The following is a 21,572-nucleotide window of genomic DNA, read 5'->3' as shown; positions in this document are numbered from 1 at the left end:
TTTCCGTGATCTCACATGCCGCTGAGCACGTAGTCGAGGCAGCCGAGAAGCGCCTTCACGTCCTCCGGGTCGACGGAGACGAAGGTGGCGATCCGCAGCTGGTTACGGCCGAGCTTGCGGTACGGCTCGACGTCGACGACACCGTTGGCGCGCAGGATCTTCGCGACGGTGGCGGCGTCGACGGACTCGTCGAAGTCGATGGTGCACACGACGGACGAGCGGTCGGCCGCGTCGGTGACGTAGGGGGTGGCGACATCGGAGTCCGCGGCCCAGTCGTAGACGAGGCCGGAGGAGGTGGCGGTGCGTTCGGCGGCCCAGGACAGCCCGCCGTTGCCGTTGATCCACTCGATCTGCTCGGCCAGCAGCAGGAGGGTGGCGACGGAGGGGGTGTTGTAGGTCTGGTTCTTGCGCGAGTTGTCGATCGCGGTGACGAGGTCGAGCGAGGCCGGGATCCACCGGCCGGACTCCTTGATCTCCTGTGCGCGCGCGATCGCCCGCGGGGACATGATCGCGATCCACAGGCCGCCGTCGGAGCCCATGTTCTTCTGTGGGGCGAAGTAGTAGACGTCCGTCTGCGTGATGTCGACGTCCAGGCCACCGGCCGCGGAGGTGGCGTCGATGAGGACGAGGGCGTCGTCGTCGATACCCGCGGGGCGCTCGATGCGTGTGGCGACACCGGTGGAGGTCTCGTTGTGCGGCCAGGCGTAGACGTCGGCCCCTTCGACCGCGGTGGGGACACCGCCGGAGCCGGGCGCGACGTCGACGACCACGGACTCGTCGAGGAAGGGCGCCGTGCGGGTCGCCTTGGCGAACTTGGAACCGAATTCGCCGAACTGGGAGTGGGCCGCCCTGTTCCGCACGAGCCCGAAGGCGGCGACGTCCCAGAAGACCGTGGAGCCGCCGTTGCCGAGGACGACCTCGTACCCGGCGGGCAGGTCGTAGAGCTCGGTGAGGCCCGTGCGTACACGGCCCACGAGGTCCTTCACGGGGGCCTGGCGGTGGGAGGTGCCCATCACGGTGCGCCCGGCGGCGGACAGCGCCTGCATCTGGGCGTCGCGGACGCGGGCGGGACCGGATCCGAAACGGCCGTCGGCCGGGAGGAGTTCGGCAGGGATCTTCATGGGATTCTGGGTGTCAGTCACCCGTGTGATTCTAGTCGCGTGGGTCTATCCTGCCCGCATGGACTCCCACTCCTCCCACAGTGCGGACAACGGTTCCGGACCGGGAACCATCCCCGACGACCCCTTCGCCCTGCTCGCCGCCACCCGACGGGAATACGGGCAGGACCGTCTCCGCGAGGTGCCGGCGACCCCGTACGAACTCTTCGTGCGGTGGTACCGCGAGGCGGGCGCGGATCCGGGCATCGTCGAGCCCAACGCGATGGTGGTCGCGACGGCGGACGCGGACGGTCCGGACGCGCGCATCGTCCTGCTCAAGGGATTCGCCCCCGACGGGTTCGTCTTCTACACCAACTACCTGTCTGCCAAGGGTCGGCAGCTCACCGCCGACCCCCGTGCCGCACTCACCTTCCCGTGGCACCCGGTGCAGCGCCAGGTCCGGGTGAGGGGCGTCGTGGAGCAGGTGACGGCCGCGGAGTCCGACACCTATTTCCTGTCCCGCGACGAGGGTGCCCGGCTGGGTGCCTGGGCGAGCAAGCAGTCGGAGCCGATCGCCGACCGCGCGACTCTGGAGGCACGGCTGGAGGCCCTGGCCGCCGAGCCCCGGTTCCGGGAGGGGGTGGGGGAGCGGCCACCCCACTGGGGCGGGTACCGGGTGCGGCCCACGACGATCGAGTTCTGGCAGGGCGGTGCCCACCGCCTCCACGACCGCTTCGTGTTCCGCGCCGGGGTGGACGAGGCCAGCCTCGCGGAAGCCGCGGACTGGTCCGCCACGCGGCTACAGCCGTGAGCAGTGGAGGGGTGCCGGGGTTCGGGCGGCGCGCGATACAGCCGTGAGCAGTGGAGGGGTGCCGGGGTTCGGGCGGCGTGGAACACAGCCGTGAGCGGTGGTGGGGCCTGTCCTGCCCCTCCCGCACAGAATGGAATCGTTCTAAACTGGATCGTGGCCCGACGGTCGTCGTGCCGGTCGGCGGTCCTCGCCGGGCGGACGGCGGGCGCACGGGCACCCCGCACCCGATTAGGATGCGGGTGAGACGGACACCGGGAGCTGAAGGCGGCACGTGAACGATCTGATCGACACCACCGAGATGTACCTCAAGGCCATCGTCGAGCTGGAGGAGCAGGGCATCGTGCCCCTGCGCGCCCGGATCGCCGAGCGGCTGGACCACTCGGGCCCCACCGTGTCGCAGACCGTGGCTCGGATGGAACGGGACGGGCTGCTCGTCGTCGACGCGGACCGGCATCTCGAGCTCACCGCCGAGGGGCGGGCGATCGCGACCGGCGTGATGCGCAAGCACCGCCTGGCCGAGCGTCTGCTCTCGGACGTCATCGGGCTCGACTGGGAACTCGTCCACGACGAGGCCTGCCGGTGGGAGCACGTGATGAGCGAGCAGGTGGAACGACGCCTGGTCGAAATCCTCCCCGAACACTCGACGAGCCCCTACGGGAACCCCGTGCCGGGTCTCGAAGCGCTCGGCGTCGAGGCCGTGCCCACGCCGACCACGCAGTCGCTGGCCCGGGTCGCACCCGCACGAGTGGGCGACCGGGTGTGGATCGTGTGGTTCGGCGAGCCCCTCCAGGTGGACATCCATCTCCTCGCGCAGTTCCAGGAGACCGGTGTGATGCCCGGTGCCGAGGTGGAGGTCGTCCAGGCCGGTGAGTACGTCACCCTGCGCACCCCGGGGAACGACACCGTCCTCGACCTGCCCGAAGAAACTGCCTCCCACGTCTTCGTGACCCTGACCTGAGCGACGCGGGAGCACGCGCAGGGCTGCGTTGTCGATCGCTCGAAGTACCAAACCCACGTACTCCTTCGCTCCTCCGCCTTGCCCTGCACGCACTCCCGCGCCGCTCAGCGCATGCTGTGTCGCGGCGGGTCCGTTATGAATCACATTTTTTCGTTACAGAGCCGTGACCAGGGAGAACAGGTGCTCTCGCCACGGTTTCGACACGATCCCGTGATCGTAATGTGACATTGCGTTGTCGTTCGGTTACTGTTTTCCCGTCGCCCTTCGATGGGGGTGACCCTTCGAGCGGAGTGCCTGGTGCCGTCGCCGCTCACGGAGGACACAGGACATTCCGACGGCAACGGGGGACCCACCTCTCGTTCCTGCTCGCACAGGAACTCGGGGCGAAGTCCGCACCGGCGGACCGGACATCCTTCGTCCGAGCCCGACAGCTCACCCCGGCGGCAGTGGAGGACACAGTGACCCAGAAGAAGCACGGTCGTCGCGCGGCCGACACCCGCGTCAAGACCCCGCTCACCGATCTCACCGCCGCCCTCGGCGCCAACTCCGGTGCCGTCGGCCGCCGCGCGGCCGTCGTGGCCGCCGCCGGTGGACTCGTCGTGGCCGCCGGCATGCCGGCGATCGGCCAGACGGACGAGAAGTCCGACGCCCCGCAGGTCTCGACCGAGGCGCAGAAGCCCGAGGCCGTCGAGTACACCTCGCAGTCGGTCACCGTGGCCGCACCCGAGGAGGGCGACAACGCCCTCCCGATGGTGTCCGCCTCCACCTCCGTCACCGCCGAGGCCGCCCCGGAACCCGAGCCGGAGCCGGAGCCGGAGCCCGTCTCCGCGTCCTCCTCGGACCGGTCCGACCGTGGCACCTCCAGCTCCCGCTCGAACGAGCGGTCGAGCTCCGACTCATCGTCGTCCTCCTCGGAGTCCTCGGCATCGTCGTCCTCCTCGGAGTCCTCGGCATCGTCCTCCTCGGAGTCCTCGGCCTCGTCGCAGGCTTCCGGTTCCGCCTCCTCGGTGATCTCGATCGCCGCCCAGTACACCGGCGTGCCCTACGTCTACGGTGGCACGAGCACCTCCGGGTGGGACTGCTCCGGCTACACCGCCTACGTCTTCTCCCAGGTGGGCGTCGACCTCCCGCGCACCTCCGGCGCCCAGGCCGCTGCCGGCTACACCGTCTCCGCCTCGGAGGCCCGTCCCGGCGACCTCGTCTACCGCCCCGGCCACATCGGTATCTACGCCGGCAACGGCATGATGTACGACGCCGGTTCCCCGAGCTCCGGCACCTCGTACCGCTCGCACTCCTGGATGGGTTCGGTCACCTACATCCGCGTGCTCTGATCTCCCGGATCGCGCTGCTCGCCGCAGCGCGTCCCTCACCACCGATCCGCCTCCTCCGGTCGTCCTGTCCGGGTGGGGCGGATCGGTGCATTCATCGATCGATGCATTCACCGGACATTCATGTCCCGGTCCTCCCCCTGACCCCTTCCTGAGTGGTGTACGTCACCTCCTGGGTTAGGCTGGCAGGCGGAAGGATCCGCAGTGACCCCCTCTCGCGGGGTCGCGATGAGGAGGAGAACCGTGTCCCGTCGCCGCCTGCACCACGGTGTGCATCGCTCGCGGGCCCGTGTCGTCGACACCCGGGCCCGGGGTGGAGTGCGGCCGGGACACCGGATATCCGTCACCGCCGTGCGGATACCCGTGCGTGTGTCCGTCGTCGAGCACGACCGGATACCCTTCCCGCCCTTCACCCGAGGCGTTGCGCTCCTGCGCAGCGCCTCGTGTCGTTTCCTGGACCGGGCACGGACTCGCCCGGAGCAAGGAGTACTGCCATGAAGACACTGGTCCTCAACGCCGGGTACGAGCCGATGTCGATCGTCTCGTTCCGCCGCGCGGTCGTCCTCGTCCTCGCGGGCAAGGCGACCGTGCTCGCCGCGGAGGAGGGGGCGCGCGTGCGCAGCGCGACGCTGTCGATGGAGCAACCCTCCGTCATCCTCCTGCGCCGCTACGTGCGGCCGCCGCGGGACCGGTCGGTGGCGCTCTCGCGCCGTGGTGTGCTCCGGCGGGACCGGCACCGTTGCGCGTACTGCGACGGGCACGCGACGACCGTCGACCACGTCCTGCCGCGGTCCCGAGGCGGGGCGAACACCTGGGAGAACCTCGTCGCCTGCTGCCGGACGTGCAACAACCGCAAGGGTGACCGGACCCCGGAGGAGATCGGGTGGGAGCTGCGCTTCACGCCCACCCGGCCGCGCACCGGCAACTTCTGGCTGCGTGACGTCGACGCCCCCGTCGAGCAGTGGCGACCCTTCCTGTCCTACGCGACGGCCGCCTGAGCGGTTTCTTCCGGAACCTGCCACGCTCCGGTGGAGCGGGCGTTCTCCCTTGTGAGACACCCGCGATCGAAATCCGTCCGGGGCCTGCCGTGCCCGGTCACGGGCCATTACAGTGGGACACGTCTCAGCGAGGTGGGACGGTCCGACACCCGGGGCCGACACCCGGGGGCCGTCACCACGTGACGAGGCACGAGGAGGAAGAGCCATGACGGACAAGGTCACCGTCGCCGATCCGCAGGCGATCGTCGTCGGAATCGACGGATCCAAGGCCAGCCGGAACGCCCTGGGATGGGCGATCACGGAGGCCCGGGCGCTCGGCCGGTCCATCCGGCTCGTCGGCGCCTACACCATCCCCAGTGTCGCCGCGGCGACCATCGACGTGTCCTACGTGCCCATCGACGACACCTCGATCCGGGCCTCGGTCACCGCCGTCCTCAAGGAGGCCGCGGCGGAGGTCAAGGCCGCCGGCGTCGAGGTCGAGGCCGTCATCGAGATCGGTGACGCCGCCGGGGTGCTCGTCGAGGAGTCATCGCAGGCCGTGCTCACGGTCGTCGGGTCGCGCGGACGCGGCGGGTTCGCAGGGCGTCTGCTCGGCACCGTGTCGAGTGCGCTGCCGGCCCACTCCCACTGCCCGACCGTCGTCGTGCCCGTCGATTGGTCGGCGGACGCAGAACGGACGCCCAAGAACAGCTCGTCACGGCCGGTCCGCGACGACGCGGGCACAGAGTTTTCCCTCGACGAGGACGCGGAGACCGTGCCCGGTCTCGACCACTCCGGCAGTGTCGTCGTCGGGGTCGACTCGCTCGGCAAGGACTCGCCGGCACTCTGGGCCGCCGCGGCCCTGGCCCGGAAGCGGGGGACGCCGCTGCGGATCATCGCGGTCGTCTCGACGACCGTGGTCGGACCGGAGTGGCTGCCGAGTGCCGGTGACATGCAGCGGCTGCTCGACGAGGGCACCGACAAGCTGCGGGCCGCCGCAGCCGTGGTGGGGGAGAAGTTCCCCGATCTCACGGTGCACTGGACGCTCTACGACGGTCAGCCCGCCGAGGTGCTCGTCCGGGCCTCGGACACTGCCGAGGTCCTCGTCATCGGCACCCGTGGACGTGGTGGGTTCGCCGGTCTCCTGCTCGGTTCGACCTCGCAGTCGGTGCTGCCCTACTCCGGGTGCCCGACCATGGTCGTCGAGGCCAAGCACACCCGGCACCTGCACACCCCACCCCCGGAACTGAATCTCTGACCGATTCCATCGGACCGATGAATAGATGAGGGGCCCTGTCGCTCGCCAGTTGTGGACTGGCGGGCGACAGGGCCCCTCCGCTTCGATCTCGACCACGATGACCGAGTGGCCCCGATAGGATTCGAACCTACGACACCCGCTTTAGGAGAGCGGTGCTCTATCCCCTGAGCTACGGAGCCGGACCCGGCCGCTCGACGCGACCGGACCGACCAGATTCTACCAGTGTCCGCCAGGTGTCCCGTGCCCCGGCGCGCCACCCACGCAGTGGCGCGCGGGACAGATAGGCTTCCGAATGTGTCGAATCCGAACTCCGCTCCACAGACGTCCTCCGGTGACGACCGGGCCGCGACCCGGACCGCGGTCAGCGATGCCTTCGCCGCGTGGCGGGACAGTGCTGCCCGGATCGGCGGACGTGACACGATGCTCCACCACCGGGACTCCCGGGACGGCACCATCGACCTGTCCGGCGCCCACCCCTCCGGCCTGGCGCAGTTGCTCGCCGGGCGGTCCACGCGGCTGTCGAGCCTGCTCCGCGATCCCGAGGTGCTCTCCGACGCACGCCGTCGCGCCCGCTCGATCCGGCAGAAGGCCGAGCGGCTGGCGAGCGACCGCGGGATCAACACCGCGCACCTGGCGATCGGCTTCGCCACCTGGACCCGGACGGACACGCCCTCGCGCACCGAGTACTCCGCCCCGGTCCTCCTCCGTCATGTGACCCTCGTGCCGCGTGGTACGACCGTCGAGGACTACGAGGTCGCCCTCGACGCCGACGTCACCGTCAACCCCGCGCTCGTGAGCTACCTGGAACGCGAGCACGGCATCGAGATCGACGTCGCCGAGTGGGTCGCCGCGACCGGCGGTGGCCAGACCTTCGACCCGCACCCCGTCTACGAGCGTCTGCGCGCCGTGACGAAGGGTGTGGCCGGTGTGCTCGTCAACCAGCGCTACGTGATCGGCACCTTCGCGAACATCGTCACCCCCTTCACGACCGACGAACTCCCGGCCGCCCACCCGATGCTCCGTGCGCTCGCCGGCGAGAAGACCGCCCGCGTGGGCTTCGGTGGACCGGTGGCCGCACAGGCCTCCGTCGACCACGACGCCCGCCCGACCGAGCGGATCGCCGGGGACCCGGCGGCCACCGTCCCGATTCCCGCCGACGAGGCACCGACCGCGGAGAAGGCCGGAAAGTCACCTGCCGAGGAGAAGGACGCGTCCGCGGAGAAGACCCCTGCGGAGGGGCAGTCGGCCGCCGAAGGGAAGTCCTCCGTCGAGCCGCCCCGGACGGAAGCGGTCTCGCTCACTGCCGGCGGCGTGCTCTCGGGCTCGGCCCGGAACGCCGCGAAGCCGGAGAAGACCGACACGGTCGACACGAGCGAAAAGGTCGAGAAGCCGGAGAAGAGCGACAAGACCGCCAAGGCCGGGACACCGGCGAAGACCGACACGGCCGAGAAGCCCACCTCGGCACCCTCCGGGGAGGGCGCCTCGGCGGCGGAGGCGGAGAAGGACCCGGCCGCGGGGGAGGAAGCGACGGAGGACCCCGCCGTCACCCCCGCCCCGACGACCGCGGGTCGGACCCCGACGCCGCTGCCAGACCGCCGGCCGCAGGAGGAGTTCGTGGCGATCGACGTCGACGGTGACCAGCAGGCCGTCGTCGACGCGGCGATGGCCGGTCGTTCCGTCGTCGTGGACACGCCCCCGGGCACCGGTGCGACCCAGGTGGCCGTCGCGGTCGCGACGACGCTCGCCCACATGGGACGCAGCGTCCTCTACGTCGCCCAGAACTCCGATGCGCTCGACGACTTCGCCGCCCGGATGGCCTCCTGCGGCCTGCCCGACTTCGCGGTCGACGGCCGGGATTCGACGACGGACGTGCACAAGCGGCTGATCTCGCTCATCGGGTCGGCCGAGAAGGCCGAGAAGCCGGACCTCACGGACCTGCTGAAGACGCTCACCGAGCAGCGGGAGACGCTGCTCGCGCACACCGAGTCCCTGCACCGGGTCCGCGAACCCTGGGGCGTGTCGGTGCACTCGACGATGGAACACCTGGCGGCGCTCACCGCCGATCATGCGGGCCCCTCGACACCGGTCCGGTTCGACGCCGCGATCGTCGAGGCGGTCCCGGAACGCCGGGCCGAGCTGCGGAGGAAGCTGCTGGAGTACTCCTCACTCGGCGCCTTCACCCTCGACGTCGCCGACACCGTGTGGTTCGGTGCGCGTTTCACGGACACCGAGGAGGCGGAGAAGGCCCGCGCGCTCGCCGCCCGGGCCGCCAAGCGGCTGCCGGGTCTCGTCGAGCTCGCCGAGCCGGTGCTCGAGCGGGCCCAGGTCGAGCCCACACGGACGGTCGCGGCCTGGGGGCGGGCGCTGTCACTCCTGCTCGGGGTGCGCCGGACGCTCGACTCCTTCTCCCCGGACGTGTTCTCCCACGGACTCACCGATCTCATCGCCGCGACCGGCGACGCCGAGTACCGGAAGGCCCAGGGTATTGAGATGGGCGTGTGGGAGCGGCGCCGCCTGCGCAAGGCGGCCAAGGAGTTCCTGCGCCCCGGAGTCGTGGTGAACGACCTGCACTCCGCCCTCGTCGACGCGAAGAAGCAGCGCGAGGCGCTCGCGGAGCTCTCCGGCGGTCCCACCCGTCCGCGGGTGCCCCGGGGACTGCTGGAGGCCGACGAGGCGCACCGGGAGATCACCCGCGACCTCGCGCAGCTGGCGCCCTACCTGGAGACGACCCCCGACGGTGGTGACCTGGAGTCGATGGACCTCCAGGAGCTGCAGGCCCGGCTCCAGGCGCTCGGTGAGGACAAGGCCGGGCTCGTGGCCCTGCCGGCCTGCACCGCGCTCGACGACACGCTGCGGGACGCCGGGCTCGGCGCCCTGCTCGACGACCTGCGGGCGCGCCGGGTGCCGCACGAGGCGGTCGGGCAGGAGTTCGACCTCGCCTACTGGGCCTCGGTCCTCCAGAGCCTCGCGGTCGCCGACCCGCAGGTCGGCGGGCACGACGGACTGGCCCTCCACCGGGTCGCCGCGGACTACCGGATCAGCGACAAGAAGTACGTGGCCGCCGGGGCCGACCGTCTGCGTTTCAGCCACTCGAAGAAGTGGAAGGCCGCGATCGGGGACCGCGGCGACCAGGCGAAGGCCGCACGTGCTCACCTGCGGTCCACCCACCTGGACGTCCGCGCCTTCAGTGCCGAGGCGCCGGACATCCTCACGTCGATCGCCCCGGTGTGGATGGCCAGCCCCCTCCGGGTGCCGGAGCTGTTCGCCGCCGCGCCCCTGTTCGACACCGTCGTCGTCGCCGACGCCGGGCGCCTCACCGTGCCCGAGGTGCTCCCGGCGATCGCCCGTGCCAAGCAGGTGATCGCCCTCGGTGACGACCGGCTGCTCGGCCCGCGGGACTTCTCCGTCACCGTCGACCGCCGGACCCCGACCCCGGAGGAGGGCACACGCAGCGTCTTCTCCGAGCTCGCGGAGTTCCTGCCTGTGCACCGGCTGCACATGAACTACCGGGTCTCGCCGCCGGGACTCGTCGACCTCGTCAACGACCTGTTCTACGACGACGCGGTCACGAGCCTGCCGACGGCGCTCACCCACGAGGGCCCCGGGCTGGAGTTCTCCTACGTGGCCGATGCCCTCGGGTCCCCGGACACCGCCACCGGTCAGGTCGAGAGCCCCGACGCCGAGGTGCAGCGGGTGGTCGACCTCGTCATCCGGCACGCCCGGACCCGGTCGCGGCAGTCCCTGGCCGTCGTCACGCTCACCCCCTGGCACGCGCAACGGGTGGCCACCGGGATCCAGCAGGCGATCCGGCAGTACCCCTACGTGGCGTCCTTCTTCACCGACGCCTCGAAGGAACCCTTCGTCGTGACCGACTGCGAACGGATCCACGGGATGGCCCGGGACTCGGTGATCTTCTCGCTCGGCTACGGTCGGACGCTCCAGGGCCGGGTGCTCCCGGACTTCGGCGCCCTGTCGAAGCTCGGTGGTGAACGCATGCTCGCCGCCGCGATCACGCGGGCCCGTCGCAAGCTCACCCTCGTCTCCTGCTTCTCGCCGGAGGACTTCGACCGGCGGCGTCTGGCCCACGGTGCGCGTCTCCTGCCGGACCTGTTGGCCGCCGTCGCCGCCGGAGGCCGGACCCGGCCGGCCGTCACCGGTGAGGAGAAGGACCCGCTCGTCATCGACATCGCCCAGCGCCTGTGGCGGATGGGGGTCGCCGGCGAGGAGGACTACGCCGGGATCGACCTCGCGGTCGCCGTGTCGCACGAGGACGACCAGGGCATGGCCCTGGCAGTCGAGACGGACGGACCCGACTACGCCCGCACCCCCTCCCTGCGCGAGCGCGAGCGCCTGCGCCCGGAGATCCTGGCCCGCCGCGGGTGGCGGTGCCAGCGCCTGTGGTCGACCGACGCCTTCGTCGATCCCCAGTCCCAGGCGGAGAAGATCTTCGAGGTGTGGAAGGAGACCGTCGAGGACCTCTCGCCCCAGGCGGTGCTCAACGCGGCCCGGGCGGCGGCGGTCGTCGTCGGCCGACAGGGCACCCGCCCCAAGGTGACCCCGGGCCTGCCGCTGCACAAATACGCGCAGGAGGACATCGACGCGACCGTCGACTGGATCCAGTCCGACGGGATCGGCCGCTCCGACGCGGAGATCAAGGCGCACCTCCGGGCGGCCTTCGCCCAGAAGGGTGCGAGTCCCCGGGTCGAGCGGGTGCTCGACTCCGCCGTCGCCCGCTACCGCAAGCGGTTCCAGGAGACGAAGCGGACCGCCGCCGAGGTGCGGGACCTCGCGGGTGCCGCGGGCAAGGGCTCAGGCCCCGCGGGAACCGGCGCCGCAGGGGCCGAGGCCGGCACCGACGGAACGGACCGTGCCGCAGGGTCGGCGGAGGACTCCGGTAGGGCGGACGGGGACGTCCACTTCGAGACCCGTGGGGCCGCAGTCGACCAGGCCGAGGTCATGCCTCTCTTCGACACCGGCAAGCTACGCGAACAGGACCTCCTCGACGCTGGTCTGCGGGGGACTCCCTCGGACGGGCCCCTGCTCGCCCGCCTGCAGGGTGCGCTCGGGAAGGGCGCCGGGTCCGGTGATCCCGCGTCCGGGAAGGGCGAGGAGTCGGCGGGTGAGACCGTGAAGGGCACGAACCCGAAGGACACGTCCACGAAGGACACGTCCACGAAGGACACGTCCACGAAGGACACGTCCACGCAGGACACGTCCACGAAGGACGGGGAGGGCGCCTCGGCGGACTCCGATCGGAAGGGTTCTGCGGATGGGCGATGATCGATCCGCGGCCGCGCGCCGTGCGATCGAGTCCTACAAGCGGACCCTGCGCAATGAATCCGGTGGCGCGGAGGAGCCGGACGGGGACGCGGGCCGTGGTGCGTCGAGCGATGCGGCCTACCTGGCCGACCGGCCGCCCCACTGGGCCCCTCCCACGGTGGCCGGAAGGTTCCGGTCCACGGCGCGGAACGAGCGGAACGGGCGGAAGGACGAGGACCGGGGTTCCGACAGGGGGTCCTGATGTCCTGGTAATCTCCTGAGTGTTCCCTCCTCTCCCACTCGAATGCGAAGGGTCTCCATGTTCCAGGGCTTCAAGGACTTCCTGCTCCGTGGCAACGTCATCGAACTCGCCACCGCCGTCATCGTCGGTGCCGCCTTCACGGCGATCGTCACGGCGATCTCCGAGCACGTCATCAACCCGATCATCGCCGCGATCGGCTCGCCGGACTCCTCGGCGCTGACGTGGACCATCCGTCCGGCTCTCGCCGAGACGACGACCATCGACCTGGGTGTCGTCATCACCGCGGCCATCAACTTCGTCATCGTCGCGGCCGTCGTCTACTTCGTCTTCGTCGCACCGATGAACAAGGTCGCCGCGATGCGCAAGGCCGGCGCCGACGAGGAGGAGGTGCCGCCCTCGACCGACGACCTGCTCATCGAGACCCGCGACCTCCTCAAGGAGCAGAACTCCGCCCGTGCGCAGGAGGTGCTCGGCGAGGACGGACCGCGGTCGTGATCGCCGGCCGGACCGGGTACCCCACCGCGGTCCTGAATAGGACGCCGCCCGGTCCCCGGTATCAGTCCGGTGCGCGTTCCTCGGCCGTCGGCAGGAGCGCGAAACCGAAACCGGTGGCCTGATAAGCCGAGAGCGTCGCGGCCTCCTGCTCGGTGACGAGCACGACGAGCACGGTGCCCGTGGAGGTCGACATGGCGCCGCCGCCCAGTTCGGTCACGCTCGTCACGACCGTGTCCGGGACGAGGACCGTCGCCCCACCCGCCGCCGCGGTGTCCCCGGACGGGGATGCCGCGGCGGCGTCGTGCGTCCCGGCGTCCGCGTCCCCGGAAGAACCCTCGGAGTCCTCCTCGTCCTCGGTCGTCCCGTCGCCCGGATAGGGCGGTTGGACGGTGTAGCCGGCACTCGACGCGCGGGCGAAGATGCGCAGGTGGCGGCCGGTCGAGACGACCTGGGCGAGTGCCGGGTCGGTAACCGTGAGTGGCATGAGGAGCATCCCGGGTGGGACGGAACCCGCCCCGGCGTCCGCGGAGACGAGGGCGGCGGGCGTGATCGGGGTCCCCGCGCCGAGGACCCCGGCCGTCGTGGCGCCGGCGACCTCGGCGACGGTGGCGGGTGCGCCCGCGGGGACGGTGCCCGGGGTGAAGGTACGGATCTCGAGATCGGCCGCGGTGAGCTCCTGGCCGGCGGGAACGTCCCGTGTCGTGACGACGGCGGGGACGTCCGCGGACTCGGGGAGGAAGAGGTCGATGACGAGGACGGTCGCCACTCCCAGGCACCCGGCGGCGAGGAGTCGGCGGACGGTGCGCCGGGCGCCCGGTCTCCGGGTCGCCGGTGGTGGAGCGGACGTGGCCGCGGGGACGAAGCGGCCGATGACGGGCAGGGCGTGGAGGAACCGCGCGAGGACGGAGAGAAAGGTCGTCATACCACCCGAGACTGCGGGGTCCCGTGCGCGACCGGAAGGGGTCATTTCCGCCTGTGGACGGCTCGGCCCCCGCTGTCCACAGGTGACCTTGAGTGCGCCACCTGTGACCTCCGGTGCATCCGCCCTGGTGAAGCCGGCACCCTTGCGGGCTCGGGCGGCCGAGGGCTCAGTCGGCGGCGGGTGCGGAGGCGCGGGAGTCGGTGCGGTAGAAGCCGTCACCCTTGAAGGTCACGCCGACGTTCCCGAAGACCTTCTTGAGCGCACCCGAGCACTCCGGGCACACCGAGAGGGAGTCCTCGGTGAAGGACTGCCGGGCGTCGAAGACGTGGCCGCAGCTCTTGCAGGAATACGTGTACGTGGGCACTGAGCATCCTTTCGCGAAACGTGAACACTCGATTATAGGTCGCGCGTCCCCGCCTCGGTGACGATCCGGTCGACGCGGAGATCCCAGTCGGCCAGGGGGACGTCGTCGCGGACCTCCTCGTCCCAGCACACGCCGAGGGTCGTGACGGTCGGCTCACGGTCGAGGGGGACGACGCCCGTGGGTCCGAAGGTGCGGTCGTAGAACCCGCCACCGTTCCCCAGTCGCCCGCCGGCCGGTGAGAACGCGAGGCCCGGGACGAGGACGACGACACGGCCGGACCGCCAGGCGGGCAGGTCCGGCAGGTCGGTGGCGGACCACGACGCCTCCGGCTCACGGATGCGGAACGGCCCGCGGCGGGCCAGCGCCGACAGCGGTGGCGTGGCGGGACCGAAAAACAGGGGTTCGCCCCGGTGGGTGACGGGCAGGAGCACCCGGCCGCCGGTGGCCGGGACCGCCTCGAGCGCGGCGTCGACGTCCGGTTCACCCGGCAGCGCGGCGTACCCGACGACGAGGTCCGCCCCGGCGAGCAGAGGAGCGAGGGGGCGGGTGAAGGGGGAGGGCGCCTCGGCGGCGGGGAGAGCCGCGGTGCGGGCCCGGCGGCTCTCGCGGATCCCGCGGCGCAAGCGTTCCCGAGCGTCGGTCACGACGGCCCACCGGATGACGCGCAGGTGAAATCCGGCCTGCATGAGGGTGTTCTCACGAGGTGTGTCACACCGCCACATTAGACTTCCGGGCATGACATCGACGAAGAACCCCTCTGTGCGCAAGGCCGTCATCCCGGTCGCGGGTCTGGGCACCCGGTTCCTGCCGGCGACGAAGGCGATCCCGAAGGAGATGCTGCCGGTCGTCGACAAGCCCGCCATCCAGTACGTCGTGGAGGAGGCCGTCGGCGCGGGCCTCAAGGACATCCTCATGGTGACCGGCCGGGCCAAGCACCCTCTGGAGAACCACTTCGACAAGGTCGACGGGTTGGAGGACGCGCTCACGAAGAAGCGTGACTACAAGAAGCTGTCGGCGGTGCAGGAGGCCAGCGAACTCGCGGACGTGCACTACGTGCGTCAGGGCGACCCGCTGGGCCTCGGTCACGCGGTGCTCAAGGGGGCCCAGCACGTGAGCGACGAACCCTTCGCCGTGCTGCTGGGCGACGACCTCATCGGTGAGGACTGCCCGATCCTGCCGCAGATGATCGAGGTGCAGGAGCGGACCGGTGGGTGCGTGGTCGCGCTCATGGAGGTCCCGGAGGAGGACGTGCACCTGTACGGGTGTGCGGCCGTCGAGAAGACCGGCGAGGAAGGGGTCGTGAAGATCACCGGGCTCGTCGAGAAGCCGGAGGCGAAGGACGCGCCCTCGAACCTCGCGATCATCGGCCGGTACGTGCTCGCCCCGGAGATCTTCGAGGTCCTGGCGAACACCAAGCCCGGCCGCGGCAACGAGATCCAGCTGACCGACGCACTGCAGACCATGGCCGCCGACGAACTGGGCAACGGCGTCTACGGCGTCGTCTTCTCCGGCGACCGGTACGACACCGGCGACAAGCTCAGCTACCTCAAGGCCAACGTCATCCTCGCGGGCAAGCGGGACGACCTGGGTGACGAGCTCAACGAGTGGCTCAAGGAGTACGTCGCGGGCCTCGACTGAGTCCGACGCCGCCCGGACCCCGGCACCCCACCGCTGAATCCGACGCAGCCCGGATCCCGGCACCCCACCGCTGAGTCCGACGCCGCCCGGACCCCGGCACCCCCGCTGAATCCGACGCCGCCCGGCGCCCCGGGTGGCACGACATGGGAGGAGAGGGACTACTCTCCTCCCATGTCGCGTTTCTGGCCGGTGACCCTCGAAGCGGACGGGATCGTCCTGCGTCCTTTCCACCGCAAGGACGCCCGCGCCTACGCGGAGATCCGGCGGGCCAACACCGCGTGGTTGCGACCCTGGGAGGCGACCGTCCCGGGCTCCGACCAGGGCCCTCCCCGGTTCCACGAGATGCGCCGGATGCTCGCCGACCAAGGTCGCCGCGGGCACATGCTCCCCTTCGCCGTCGAGGTCGACGGAGAACTGCGCGGACAACTCACCGTCGGCCCCTTCCAGTGGGGGTCGATGCTCAACGCGACGCTCGGGTACTGGATCGACCGGCGGATGGCCGGCCGCGGCATCACCCCGACCGCCGTGGCGCTCGCGACCGACCACTGCTGGTTCGCCCTCGGGGTCCATCGGATGGAGATCAACATCCGGCCGGAGAACACCGCGAGCCTCCGTGTCGTGGAGAAGCTCGGTTTCCGGGACGAGGGTGTGCGCCGGAACTTCATGCACATCGACGGAGCCTGGCGTGACCACCGCACCTTCGCCCTCACCAGGGAGGACGCTCCGCACGGTCTTCTGCACGGATGGTTGCGTGAGCTCGAACACCTGCGTGCCCTCCACGCCGAGGAGGACGGGGAGGTCGACGGGACGGCCGCGGCGGGGCTCCTCGGCGGCGAGGACCCGGAGCACTGGCCCGACGACCCCGGGACCTGGGCTCTCGACACGGAGGAGACCCCGGACGGCGTGTCGGGCGGGATCGGTGGACACGGTCCGGAAAGTGGTCCGACACGCGAGTCGTGATGCGATCGTGATCCGGTCCGCACCCCTAGGGTTGTACCCGTGGACACGAGCATCACGATCGCACTCATCTTCGCAGTTGTGTTCGCCGTCGTGCTGCCCTCCTTCCTCAAGCGGATCGGCCGGGCGGCCGAACGTGCGGACCTCGACAGGGTGCCCGCCCAGGCGCAGGAGGTCGGGCCGGATACCGGAGTCGGTTCCTGCCTGCGCTCCGACGGGCCCCGGCTCCTCGACGCCGAGACCGAGGCCGCGGCGTTCCTGCCCCCGGCGGGCCCCGACTGCGCCACCGAGGCGCCCCGCCTCCGCCTGGACCGCGCCCTCCCGCAGTTCTCCGTCATCGACGGGGACCTCTCCGCACCCGGCGCCACGCGGGAGGTCGAGGCCGAGCCCGTCGCCGACGTGGGGTCCGCGGTCGAGGAGGACGTCCAGGTGCTCCCCCTCGCCGTCGGCCAGAGCGGTCCCCTGTACACCGTGCCCACATTCACTGCTTCCCCCGACCTCGACCGTCCGGACATCTCGATGAGCCCTTCGAACCAGACGCCCTCCGGCGACGCCCGCCGTCCCTCCCGCGGACCCGGGTCCGGTACCCCCGGATCCCGTCCCGCCGCCGGTCGCGGCCCCTCCCGCCCGGCCCCCGCCGGTGTCCGCCGGGCGGCCGGTCGTCCCCGGCCCGCGTCGACCGGGTCGGCACCAGCAGGGCGCTCCCCGCGTGCGGGTTCGGACTCCGCTCCCGAGGCGCCCTCCACCTCCCGTCACACCGCCGGTTCCGTACGGTCCGGGCGTCGGGACGGTGACCGCCTCGCGTCCGCGACCGCCGGTCGGGGGCACCAGGGCGTGGACCGGGCCGACACCGACGGCGTGTCCGAGCAGTTGCGGTCCGTCCGTCGGACCGTGCCGATCGCCGGGGGTCTCGTCGTCCTGTTCGGAGGAGCGGCACTCGTCTCCGCACTGCTCGCCGTCTTCTCCCTCGTCTCCTGGGCTCTGCCGGGTCTGTGCGCCGTACTCGCGGCCGGCGCCTTCGTCGTCCTCCGCACCCTCCACACCCGGATCAGGACGCTGACCGGTCGGCAGCCCGAGGAGGCCTCGGGTGCCCGGCACGTGTCGCCCCGCGGTGTCACGGCGCGGGACCGGTCCGGTGCGGCCGGCGCGCGGGACTCGGCTGTCTCGGCACGTGAGGGTGCGGCCACGTCGGGTCGTACCTCCTCGGCAGGTCGTGAGTCTTCGGGTCGCGCGTCCTCGGCGGAGGACCGGCCGGGGACCGCCTCGCCGATGGCCCGGGCGGCCGCCGCCCGTCGAGCCGCCACCGCGCGGAAGACCGTCCCGAAGAAGTCCGCGGCCGAGGCGGCCTCGAACGAGGTCGCGTCCGACCGGGCACCGTCCACCCCGACCACGCGGACCGCCGCGACCGGGAAGGCCGCCGAAGCACGATCCACCTCGGCGCCGGCGGGCTCGACGCAGTCCGCCTCGACACAGTCCACCTCGACGCAGGCCACCTCGGGTTCGGCCGCCGAGGCCGGGGTCGACCGGGTGGTCCTGCCCGGTTCCGTCCGGGAGGACGAGGTCGCGATCATCTCCGGCACGGACACCGTCCGCGTGCCGCTGCTCACCGAGCGCACCGAGAAGCCTTGGCAGGAACGCGTCAAGCGCCGGACCGCGGGGGCCTCGCGGACCGACGAGTCCGCGCAGGCGGGCACTGCCGGCACCACCGACCGGACGGCTGCCGCGGACACGCGGGCAGGGGCCGGGGAGGGCGCCTCGGCGGCGACGACCCCGGAGGCGAACGGCGGGGACGACCTCGCGACGGAGACTCCGCGGACGGTCCCGACGGGGTCCCGGCGGGGTCTGTTCGAGCAGCGGATGGACGCCGCCCGCCGGGAGAACGCGAAGAAGGCCGCCGCCCGGATCGGGGCCGACACGGCCTGGAAGCCCTCGCCGGTGCCGACACCCACCTACGTCGGCAAGGACCAGGCACCGCGGAACGCACCGGATCCGGTCGTGGCCGATGCGACCTCCTTCAGCCTCGAACCGCGCACGCGGGAGTCGATCGCGGCGGAGTTCGCGGAGGAACTGGGCTTCCGGCCGGAACTGGCCGACAGTGCGCGGGAGACCTCCGGCGCCCTCGACCACGGGCGGACGGCGATCGGCGCCGACCGCACCCGGACGGCGATGACCGGGGGACTCGACGAACTCCTCGCCCGCCGCCGCGCCTGACCCTGAGGGCGGATACGGGCGCACCACCGGCGTTGTCGTCGCTCGAAGCCCGCAGCGTTCATTGAACTGAAACGAGGGCGTCTTCGCTCCTCCGCCTTGGTGGCACACCCGTCTCCACCCTCAGGGCGGATACGGAGATCGGCTGCTGAAAGACCTGCGCTCACGGGCCGCTGTGAAACCGCGGGTCTTCCAGCAGGTGATCCGTGTGGGTGGGCTCAGAAGCCCTCGAGCAGGTGGTCGGGCACGTAGGCGGCGACGAGTTTGTTGCCGTCGACGGCCTCGCCGACGACGAAGTCGACCGCGATCGAGCACAGGGAGTAGGCCGCCGCGGTGTCGAGGGCCCCGGCCGTGTACTCGACGAGGAAGTCGATGGCCTGCTGCACCGCGATCTCCAGGGCCACGTCGAGGTCCTCGTGCGCGCCCATGAGCACCCAGTGGTCGGCCACCTTCGCACGCGGCCATTCGAGGGGGCCGTGGTCGGCCGGACGCTCCTCGACGGTGAACCGTGCCGTGAACGACATGGAGTGTTCGACGGCGGTCTGATTGACCTCGCCGTGCCCCTGGGCGCCGTGGGTGTCACCGATCCAGAACTGGCCGCCGGGCTGGAAGACGGGGAAGTACAGCGTCGAGCCCGCGACGAAGTCCTTGATGTCCATGTTGCCGCCCCACCGGTCCGGCGGGTTCGCGGAGACGTCACCGGCGGAATCGGGCGGGGCGACGGCCGTGATGCCGCTGAAGGGACGGAAGGGCACGCGGATGCCGGCCTCGAAGTCGTAGTGGGACCGGGTCGTATCGAGCCGCAGCAGGCGCACGTGACGGCCCTCCAGGAGATCCGGGAGCACCCCGGACCCGTGCCCCGAGACGTTGACGCCGTAGTCCACGCGCGGAGAGATGTCGAGGATGTCGACGCGCAGGACGCTTCCCGGCCGGGCGTCCTCGACGTACACGGGGCCGGTGAGGACGTGACCGGAGGCGAAGTCGGGCCGGGGCAGACGCGCGATGTCCTCCAACTCGGGGAGGACGTCGGCCGGATCGACGCCGAGCTCCGCGAAGTACGCGGTGGGGCCGTCGGGGTGGTGGACGCCGAACTGGTTGACCGCGTCGATCCGGACGGTCGCGCCACTGGCGACGCGGACGGCCGGCGGATGGTCCTGGGGGAAGAACCCCATGATCGAGTTCGAGGCGTCGGCGACGACGAGGTGGTCGGGTGTGGGGGATGAAGGGGGAGTGGTCATCCCGCAATAGTACGAGGCGCCCTGGTCTTCTCCCCGACGATGAGGTTGCGTCGTGGAGAAGACCAGGGCGCCTCGGGAGCGGGGGAGGGACCCCGCCGGGTGCCTGCGCGCGGGATCAGCGCGGGGTGGCGACGTACTTGATCTCGAGGAACTCCTCGATGCCGACGGAGCCGCCCTCGCGGCCGAGGCCCGACTGCTTGACGCCACCGAAGGGAGCGGCGGGGTTGGAGACGAGGCCGGTGTTGAGGCCGATCATGCCGCACTCCAGGTTCTCCGACAGGCGCAGGGCGCGCTCCAGGTTCTCGGAGAAGATGTAGCCGGCGAGACCGAACTCCACGGCGTTGGCCTTCTCGAGGGCCTCCTCGTCGGTGTCGAAGACGAAGACGGGGGCGACGGGGCCGAAGATCTCCTCGGTCGTGATGTCCGCGTCGTCGGCGACGTTCGTGAGGACGGTGGGCTCGTAGAAGTAGCCCTCGCCCTCGACGGCGGATCCGCCGGTGAGGACCTTGGCACCCTTGGCCACGGCGTCGTCGACGAGCTCGGCGACCTTGTCGCGGGCCTTCTCCTCGACGAGCGGGCCGACCTCGACGCCCTCGTCCAGACCGTTGCCGAGCTTCATGGCGCCCATGCGGTCGGCCAGGCGCTGCGAGAACTCGTCGGCGACCGAGCGGTGCACGAAGAAGCGGTTGGCGGCGGTGCAGGCCTCACCGATGTTGCGCATCTTGGCGAGCATGGCGCCCTCGACGGCCTTGTCCAGGTCGGCGTCCTCGGCGACGATGAACGGCGCGTTGCCGCCCAGCTCCATCGAGGACTTCATGACGTTGTCGGCGGCCTGCTTGAGCAGACCCACGCCCACCTCGGTCGAGCCGGTGAAGGTGACCTTGCGGGCGATGCCCGACTCCATCCACGGGGTGACGACGCGCCCGGCGGAGTTCGAGGTGACGACGTTGATGACGCCCTTGGGGAGCCCTGCGTCCTCGAGGGCCTGGACGAGCATGAGCGAGGTGAGCGGGGTGAGTTTGGCGGGCTTGAACACCATGGTGCAGCCGGCGGCGACGGCCGGGCCGATCTTGCGGGTGCCCATGGCCAGCGGGAAGTTCCACGGGGTGACGAGGACGGCGGGGCCGACCGGCTCGTGGCTGATCATGAGGCGGGTCTTGCCGTCGGTCGACATGGTGTAGTCGCCGCCGATGCGCACGGCCTCCTCGGCGAACCAGCGGAAGAACTCGGCGCCGTAGGCGACCTCACCCTTGGCCTCGGACAGGGGCTTGCCCATCTCGGCGGTCATGACGGCCGCGATCTCGTCCTGGCGCTCGATGAGGAGCTCCCAGGCGCGGCGCAGGATCTCGCCACGCTCACGTGGCGGGGTCGCGGCCCAGGACTTCTGGGTGGCACCGGCGACCTCGATGGCCTCCTGGGCATCGGCGGCCGAACCGTCGGCGACGGTGGTGAGGACCTTCCCGGTGGCGGGATTGACGACGTCGATCGTCTTGCCGCCCTCGGCGGGGCGCCACTCACCGTTGATGTACAGGCCGGTGTTGATCTTGTCGATGATGGGCTGGACGTCCACGTCTGGCCTCCGTGTCTGGGTCGAAGTCGTGAGGACGGGTGCCCGGTTGTCGGAACCCGCCCCGTGGGGAAACACCGCCCAGTCTAGGGGGTGGGTCAGGTGGGTCAGGTCACACCTTCCACGACGTGGGACGCCGCACGGACGTCCCGGGGACGGTGAGACGGCCGTGACGTGCCGTTGACCGCGGGGACACCCCCTCGTGAGCGGTGCCGGAGTGCCGTCAGGACAAG

The 21,572-nt window shown here is 71.2% G+C and carries 16 protein-coding genes, 1 tRNA gene, 1 pseudogene and 1 riboswitch; of the genes and pseudogenes, 11 read left to right on the top strand and 7 right to left on the bottom strand.

Going from position 1 to position 21,572, the window contains the following annotated elements:
* Positions 1-11 precede the first annotated feature (11 nt).
* On the bottom strand, positions 12-1,142 hold the full coding sequence (gene serC, locus AAD496_RS08775; RefSeq protein WP_349828286.1) for a phosphoserine transaminase: 1,131 nt from the start codon (positions 1,140-1,142) through the stop codon (positions 12-14).
* A gap of 37 nt (positions 1,143-1,179) precedes the next feature.
* Here serC and pdxH point away from each other — a divergent pair, with 37 nt between their 5' ends.
* From pdxH to AAD496_RS08750, 5 genes are all read left to right on the top strand, one after another.
* On the top strand, positions 1,180-1,908 hold the full coding sequence (gene pdxH / locus AAD496_RS08770; RefSeq protein WP_349828285.1) for a pyridoxamine 5'-phosphate oxidase: 729 nt from the start codon (positions 1,180-1,182) through the stop codon (positions 1,906-1,908).
* 271 nt (positions 1,909-2,179) lie between these two features.
* Positions 2,180-2,866 (top strand): iron-dependent transcriptional repressor DtxR, encoded by a 687-nt coding sequence (locus AAD496_RS08765; protein WP_349828284.1) that lies wholly within the window; start codon positions 2,180-2,182, stop codon positions 2,864-2,866.
* Between the two features lie 319 nt (positions 2,867-3,185).
* A riboswitch (cyclic di-AMP (ydaO/yuaA leader) is annotated at positions 3,186-3,327 on the top strand.
* Positions 3,325-4,197 (top strand): C40 family peptidase, encoded by an 873-nt coding sequence (locus AAD496_RS08760; RefSeq protein WP_349828283.1) that lies wholly within the window; start codon positions 3,325-3,327, stop codon positions 4,195-4,197. Its footprint overlaps the riboswitch before it by 3 nt.
* A 491-nt stretch (positions 4,198-4,688) precedes the next feature.
* Positions 4,689-5,192, top strand: coding sequence for an HNH endonuclease (locus tag AAD496_RS08755; protein ID WP_349828282.1), 504 nt, complete (start codon positions 4,689-4,691; stop codon positions 5,190-5,192).
* Between the two features lie 205 nt (positions 5,193-5,397).
* Positions 5,398-6,429 (top strand): universal stress protein, encoded by a 1,032-nt coding sequence (locus AAD496_RS08750; RefSeq protein WP_349828281.1) that lies wholly within the window; start codon positions 5,398-5,400, stop codon positions 6,427-6,429.
* Positions 6,430-6,535: 106 nt separating this feature from the next.
* Here the strand turns inward: AAD496_RS08750 and AAD496_RS08745 are convergent.
* Positions 6,536-6,608, bottom strand: a tRNA-Arg gene (locus tag AAD496_RS08745).
* 115 nt (positions 6,609-6,723) lie between these two features.
* On the opposite strand from AAD496_RS08745, the gene AAD496_RS08740 reads away from it, so the two are divergent.
* Genes AAD496_RS08740 through mscL form a run of 3 tightly spaced genes read left to right on the top strand, consistent with a single transcriptional unit; the run spans position 6,724 to position 12,445 of the window.
* Positions 6,724-11,709, top strand: coding sequence for a DUF4011 domain-containing protein (locus AAD496_RS08740; protein ID WP_349828280.1), 4,986 nt, complete (start codon positions 6,724-6,726; stop codon positions 11,707-11,709).
* Positions 11,699-11,950, top strand: a complete 252-nt coding sequence (locus AAD496_RS08735) for a hypothetical protein (RefSeq protein WP_349828279.1) — start codon at positions 11,699-11,701, stop codon at positions 11,948-11,950. The genes AAD496_RS08740 and AAD496_RS08735 overlap by 11 nt, the downstream gene beginning before the upstream one ends.
* Positions 11,951-12,007: 57 nt before the next feature.
* A complete protein-coding gene (gene mscL / locus AAD496_RS08730; RefSeq protein ID WP_349828278.1) occupies positions 12,008-12,445 on the top strand; it encodes a large conductance mechanosensitive channel protein MscL in 438 nt (145 codons plus the stop codon).
* 61 nt (positions 12,446-12,506) lie between these two features.
* Here the strand turns inward: mscL and AAD496_RS08725 are convergent, their stop codons facing one another.
* The 3 genes and pseudogenes from AAD496_RS08725 to AAD496_RS08715 form a co-directional block, all read right to left on the bottom strand.
* Positions 12,507-13,367, bottom strand: coding sequence for an SAF domain-containing protein (locus AAD496_RS08725; RefSeq protein WP_349828277.1), 861 nt, complete (start codon positions 13,365-13,367; stop codon positions 12,507-12,509).
* Between the two features lie 172 nt (positions 13,368-13,539).
* Positions 13,540-13,731, bottom strand: a pseudogene (locus AAD496_RS08720) (FmdB family zinc ribbon protein); the annotation flags it as partial.
* A 32-nt stretch (positions 13,732-13,763) separates the two neighbouring features.
* Entirely contained in the window at positions 13,764-14,417 is a 654-nt protein-coding gene (locus AAD496_RS08715; RefSeq protein WP_349828276.1) for a 5-formyltetrahydrofolate cyclo-ligase, read from the bottom strand.
* Between the two features lie 49 nt (positions 14,418-14,466).
* Here AAD496_RS08715 and galU point away from each other — a divergent pair, with 49 nt between their 5' ends.
* The 3 genes from galU to AAD496_RS08700 all read left to right on the top strand — a co-directional run bounded on the left by galU (position 14,467) and on the right by AAD496_RS08700 (position 18,537).
* Positions 14,467-15,369, top strand: a complete 903-nt coding sequence (galU, locus tag AAD496_RS08710; RefSeq protein WP_349828275.1) for a UTP--glucose-1-phosphate uridylyltransferase GalU — start codon at positions 14,467-14,469, stop codon at positions 15,367-15,369.
* Between the two features lie 171 nt (positions 15,370-15,540).
* Positions 15,541-16,329 carry a GNAT family N-acetyltransferase gene (locus AAD496_RS08705; RefSeq protein WP_349828274.1) on the top strand — a complete coding sequence of 263 codons (789 nt, stop codon included), beginning with the start codon at positions 15,541-15,543 and terminating at the stop codon, positions 16,327-16,329.
* 39 nt (positions 16,330-16,368) lie between these two features.
* A complete protein-coding gene (locus AAD496_RS08700; protein WP_349828273.1) occupies positions 16,369-18,537 on the top strand; it encodes a hypothetical protein in 2,169 nt (722 codons plus the stop codon).
* Positions 18,538-18,752: 215 nt separating this feature from the next.
* On the opposite strand, the gene AAD496_RS08695 is transcribed toward AAD496_RS08700, so the two are convergent.
* Complete coding sequence (locus tag AAD496_RS08695; protein WP_349828272.1) at positions 18,753-19,772, bottom strand: acetamidase/formamidase family protein; 1,020 nt, start codon at positions 19,770-19,772, stop codon at positions 18,753-18,755.
* Positions 19,773-19,887: 115 nt separating this feature from the next.
* The gene (locus tag AAD496_RS08690) at positions 19,888-21,342 is read right to left on the bottom strand and encodes an NAD-dependent succinate-semialdehyde dehydrogenase (RefSeq protein WP_349828271.1); all 1,455 of its coding nucleotides are present in this window, start codon (positions 21,340-21,342) and stop codon (positions 19,888-19,890) included.
* Positions 21,343-21,572 lie beyond the last annotated feature (230 nt).

It is taken from the genome of Brevibacterium litoralis (assembly GCF_040212315.1).
GTDB classification, from domain to species: Bacteria; Actinomycetota; Actinomycetes; order Actinomycetales; family Brevibacteriaceae; genus Brevibacterium; species Brevibacterium litoralis.
Note: the sequence above shows the minus strand (reverse complement) of the source record. Positions and strands in the feature narration are given on the sequence as shown.

Excerpts from the sequence above, each read along its gene's own strand:
- pdxH (WP_349828285.1), top strand. The coding sequence starts at position 1,180 with ATGGACTCCCACTCCTCCCACAGTGCGGACAACGGTTCCGGACCGGGA.
- AAD496_RS08755 (WP_349828282.1), top strand. The coding sequence starts at position 4,689 with ATGAAGACACTGGTCCTCAACGCCGGGTACGAGCCGATGTCGATCGTC.
- AAD496_RS08750 (WP_349828281.1), top strand. The coding sequence starts at position 5,398 with ATGACGGACAAGGTCACCGTCGCCGATCCGCAGGCGATCGTCGTCGGA.
- AAD496_RS08735 (WP_349828279.1), top strand. The coding sequence starts at position 11,699 with ATGGGCGATGATCGATCCGCGGCCGCGCGCCGTGCGATCGAGTCCTAC.
- mscL (WP_349828278.1), top strand. The coding sequence starts at position 12,008 with ATGTTCCAGGGCTTCAAGGACTTCCTGCTCCGTGGCAACGTCATCGAA.
- AAD496_RS08725 (WP_349828277.1), bottom strand. The coding sequence starts at position 13,367 with ATGACGACCTTTCTCTCCGTCCTCGCGCGGTTCCTCCACGCCCTGCCC.
- AAD496_RS08715 (WP_349828276.1), bottom strand. The coding sequence starts at position 14,417 with ATGCAGGCCGGATTTCACCTGCGCGTCATCCGGTGGGCCGTCGTGACC.
- galU (WP_349828275.1), top strand. The coding sequence starts at position 14,467 with ATGACATCGACGAAGAACCCCTCTGTGCGCAAGGCCGTCATCCCGGTC.
- AAD496_RS08705 (WP_349828274.1), top strand. The coding sequence starts at position 15,541 with ATGTCGCGTTTCTGGCCGGTGACCCTCGAAGCGGACGGGATCGTCCTG.
- AAD496_RS08695 (WP_349828272.1), bottom strand. The coding sequence starts at position 19,772 with ATGACCACTCCCCCTTCATCCCCCACACCCGACCACCTCGTCGTCGCC.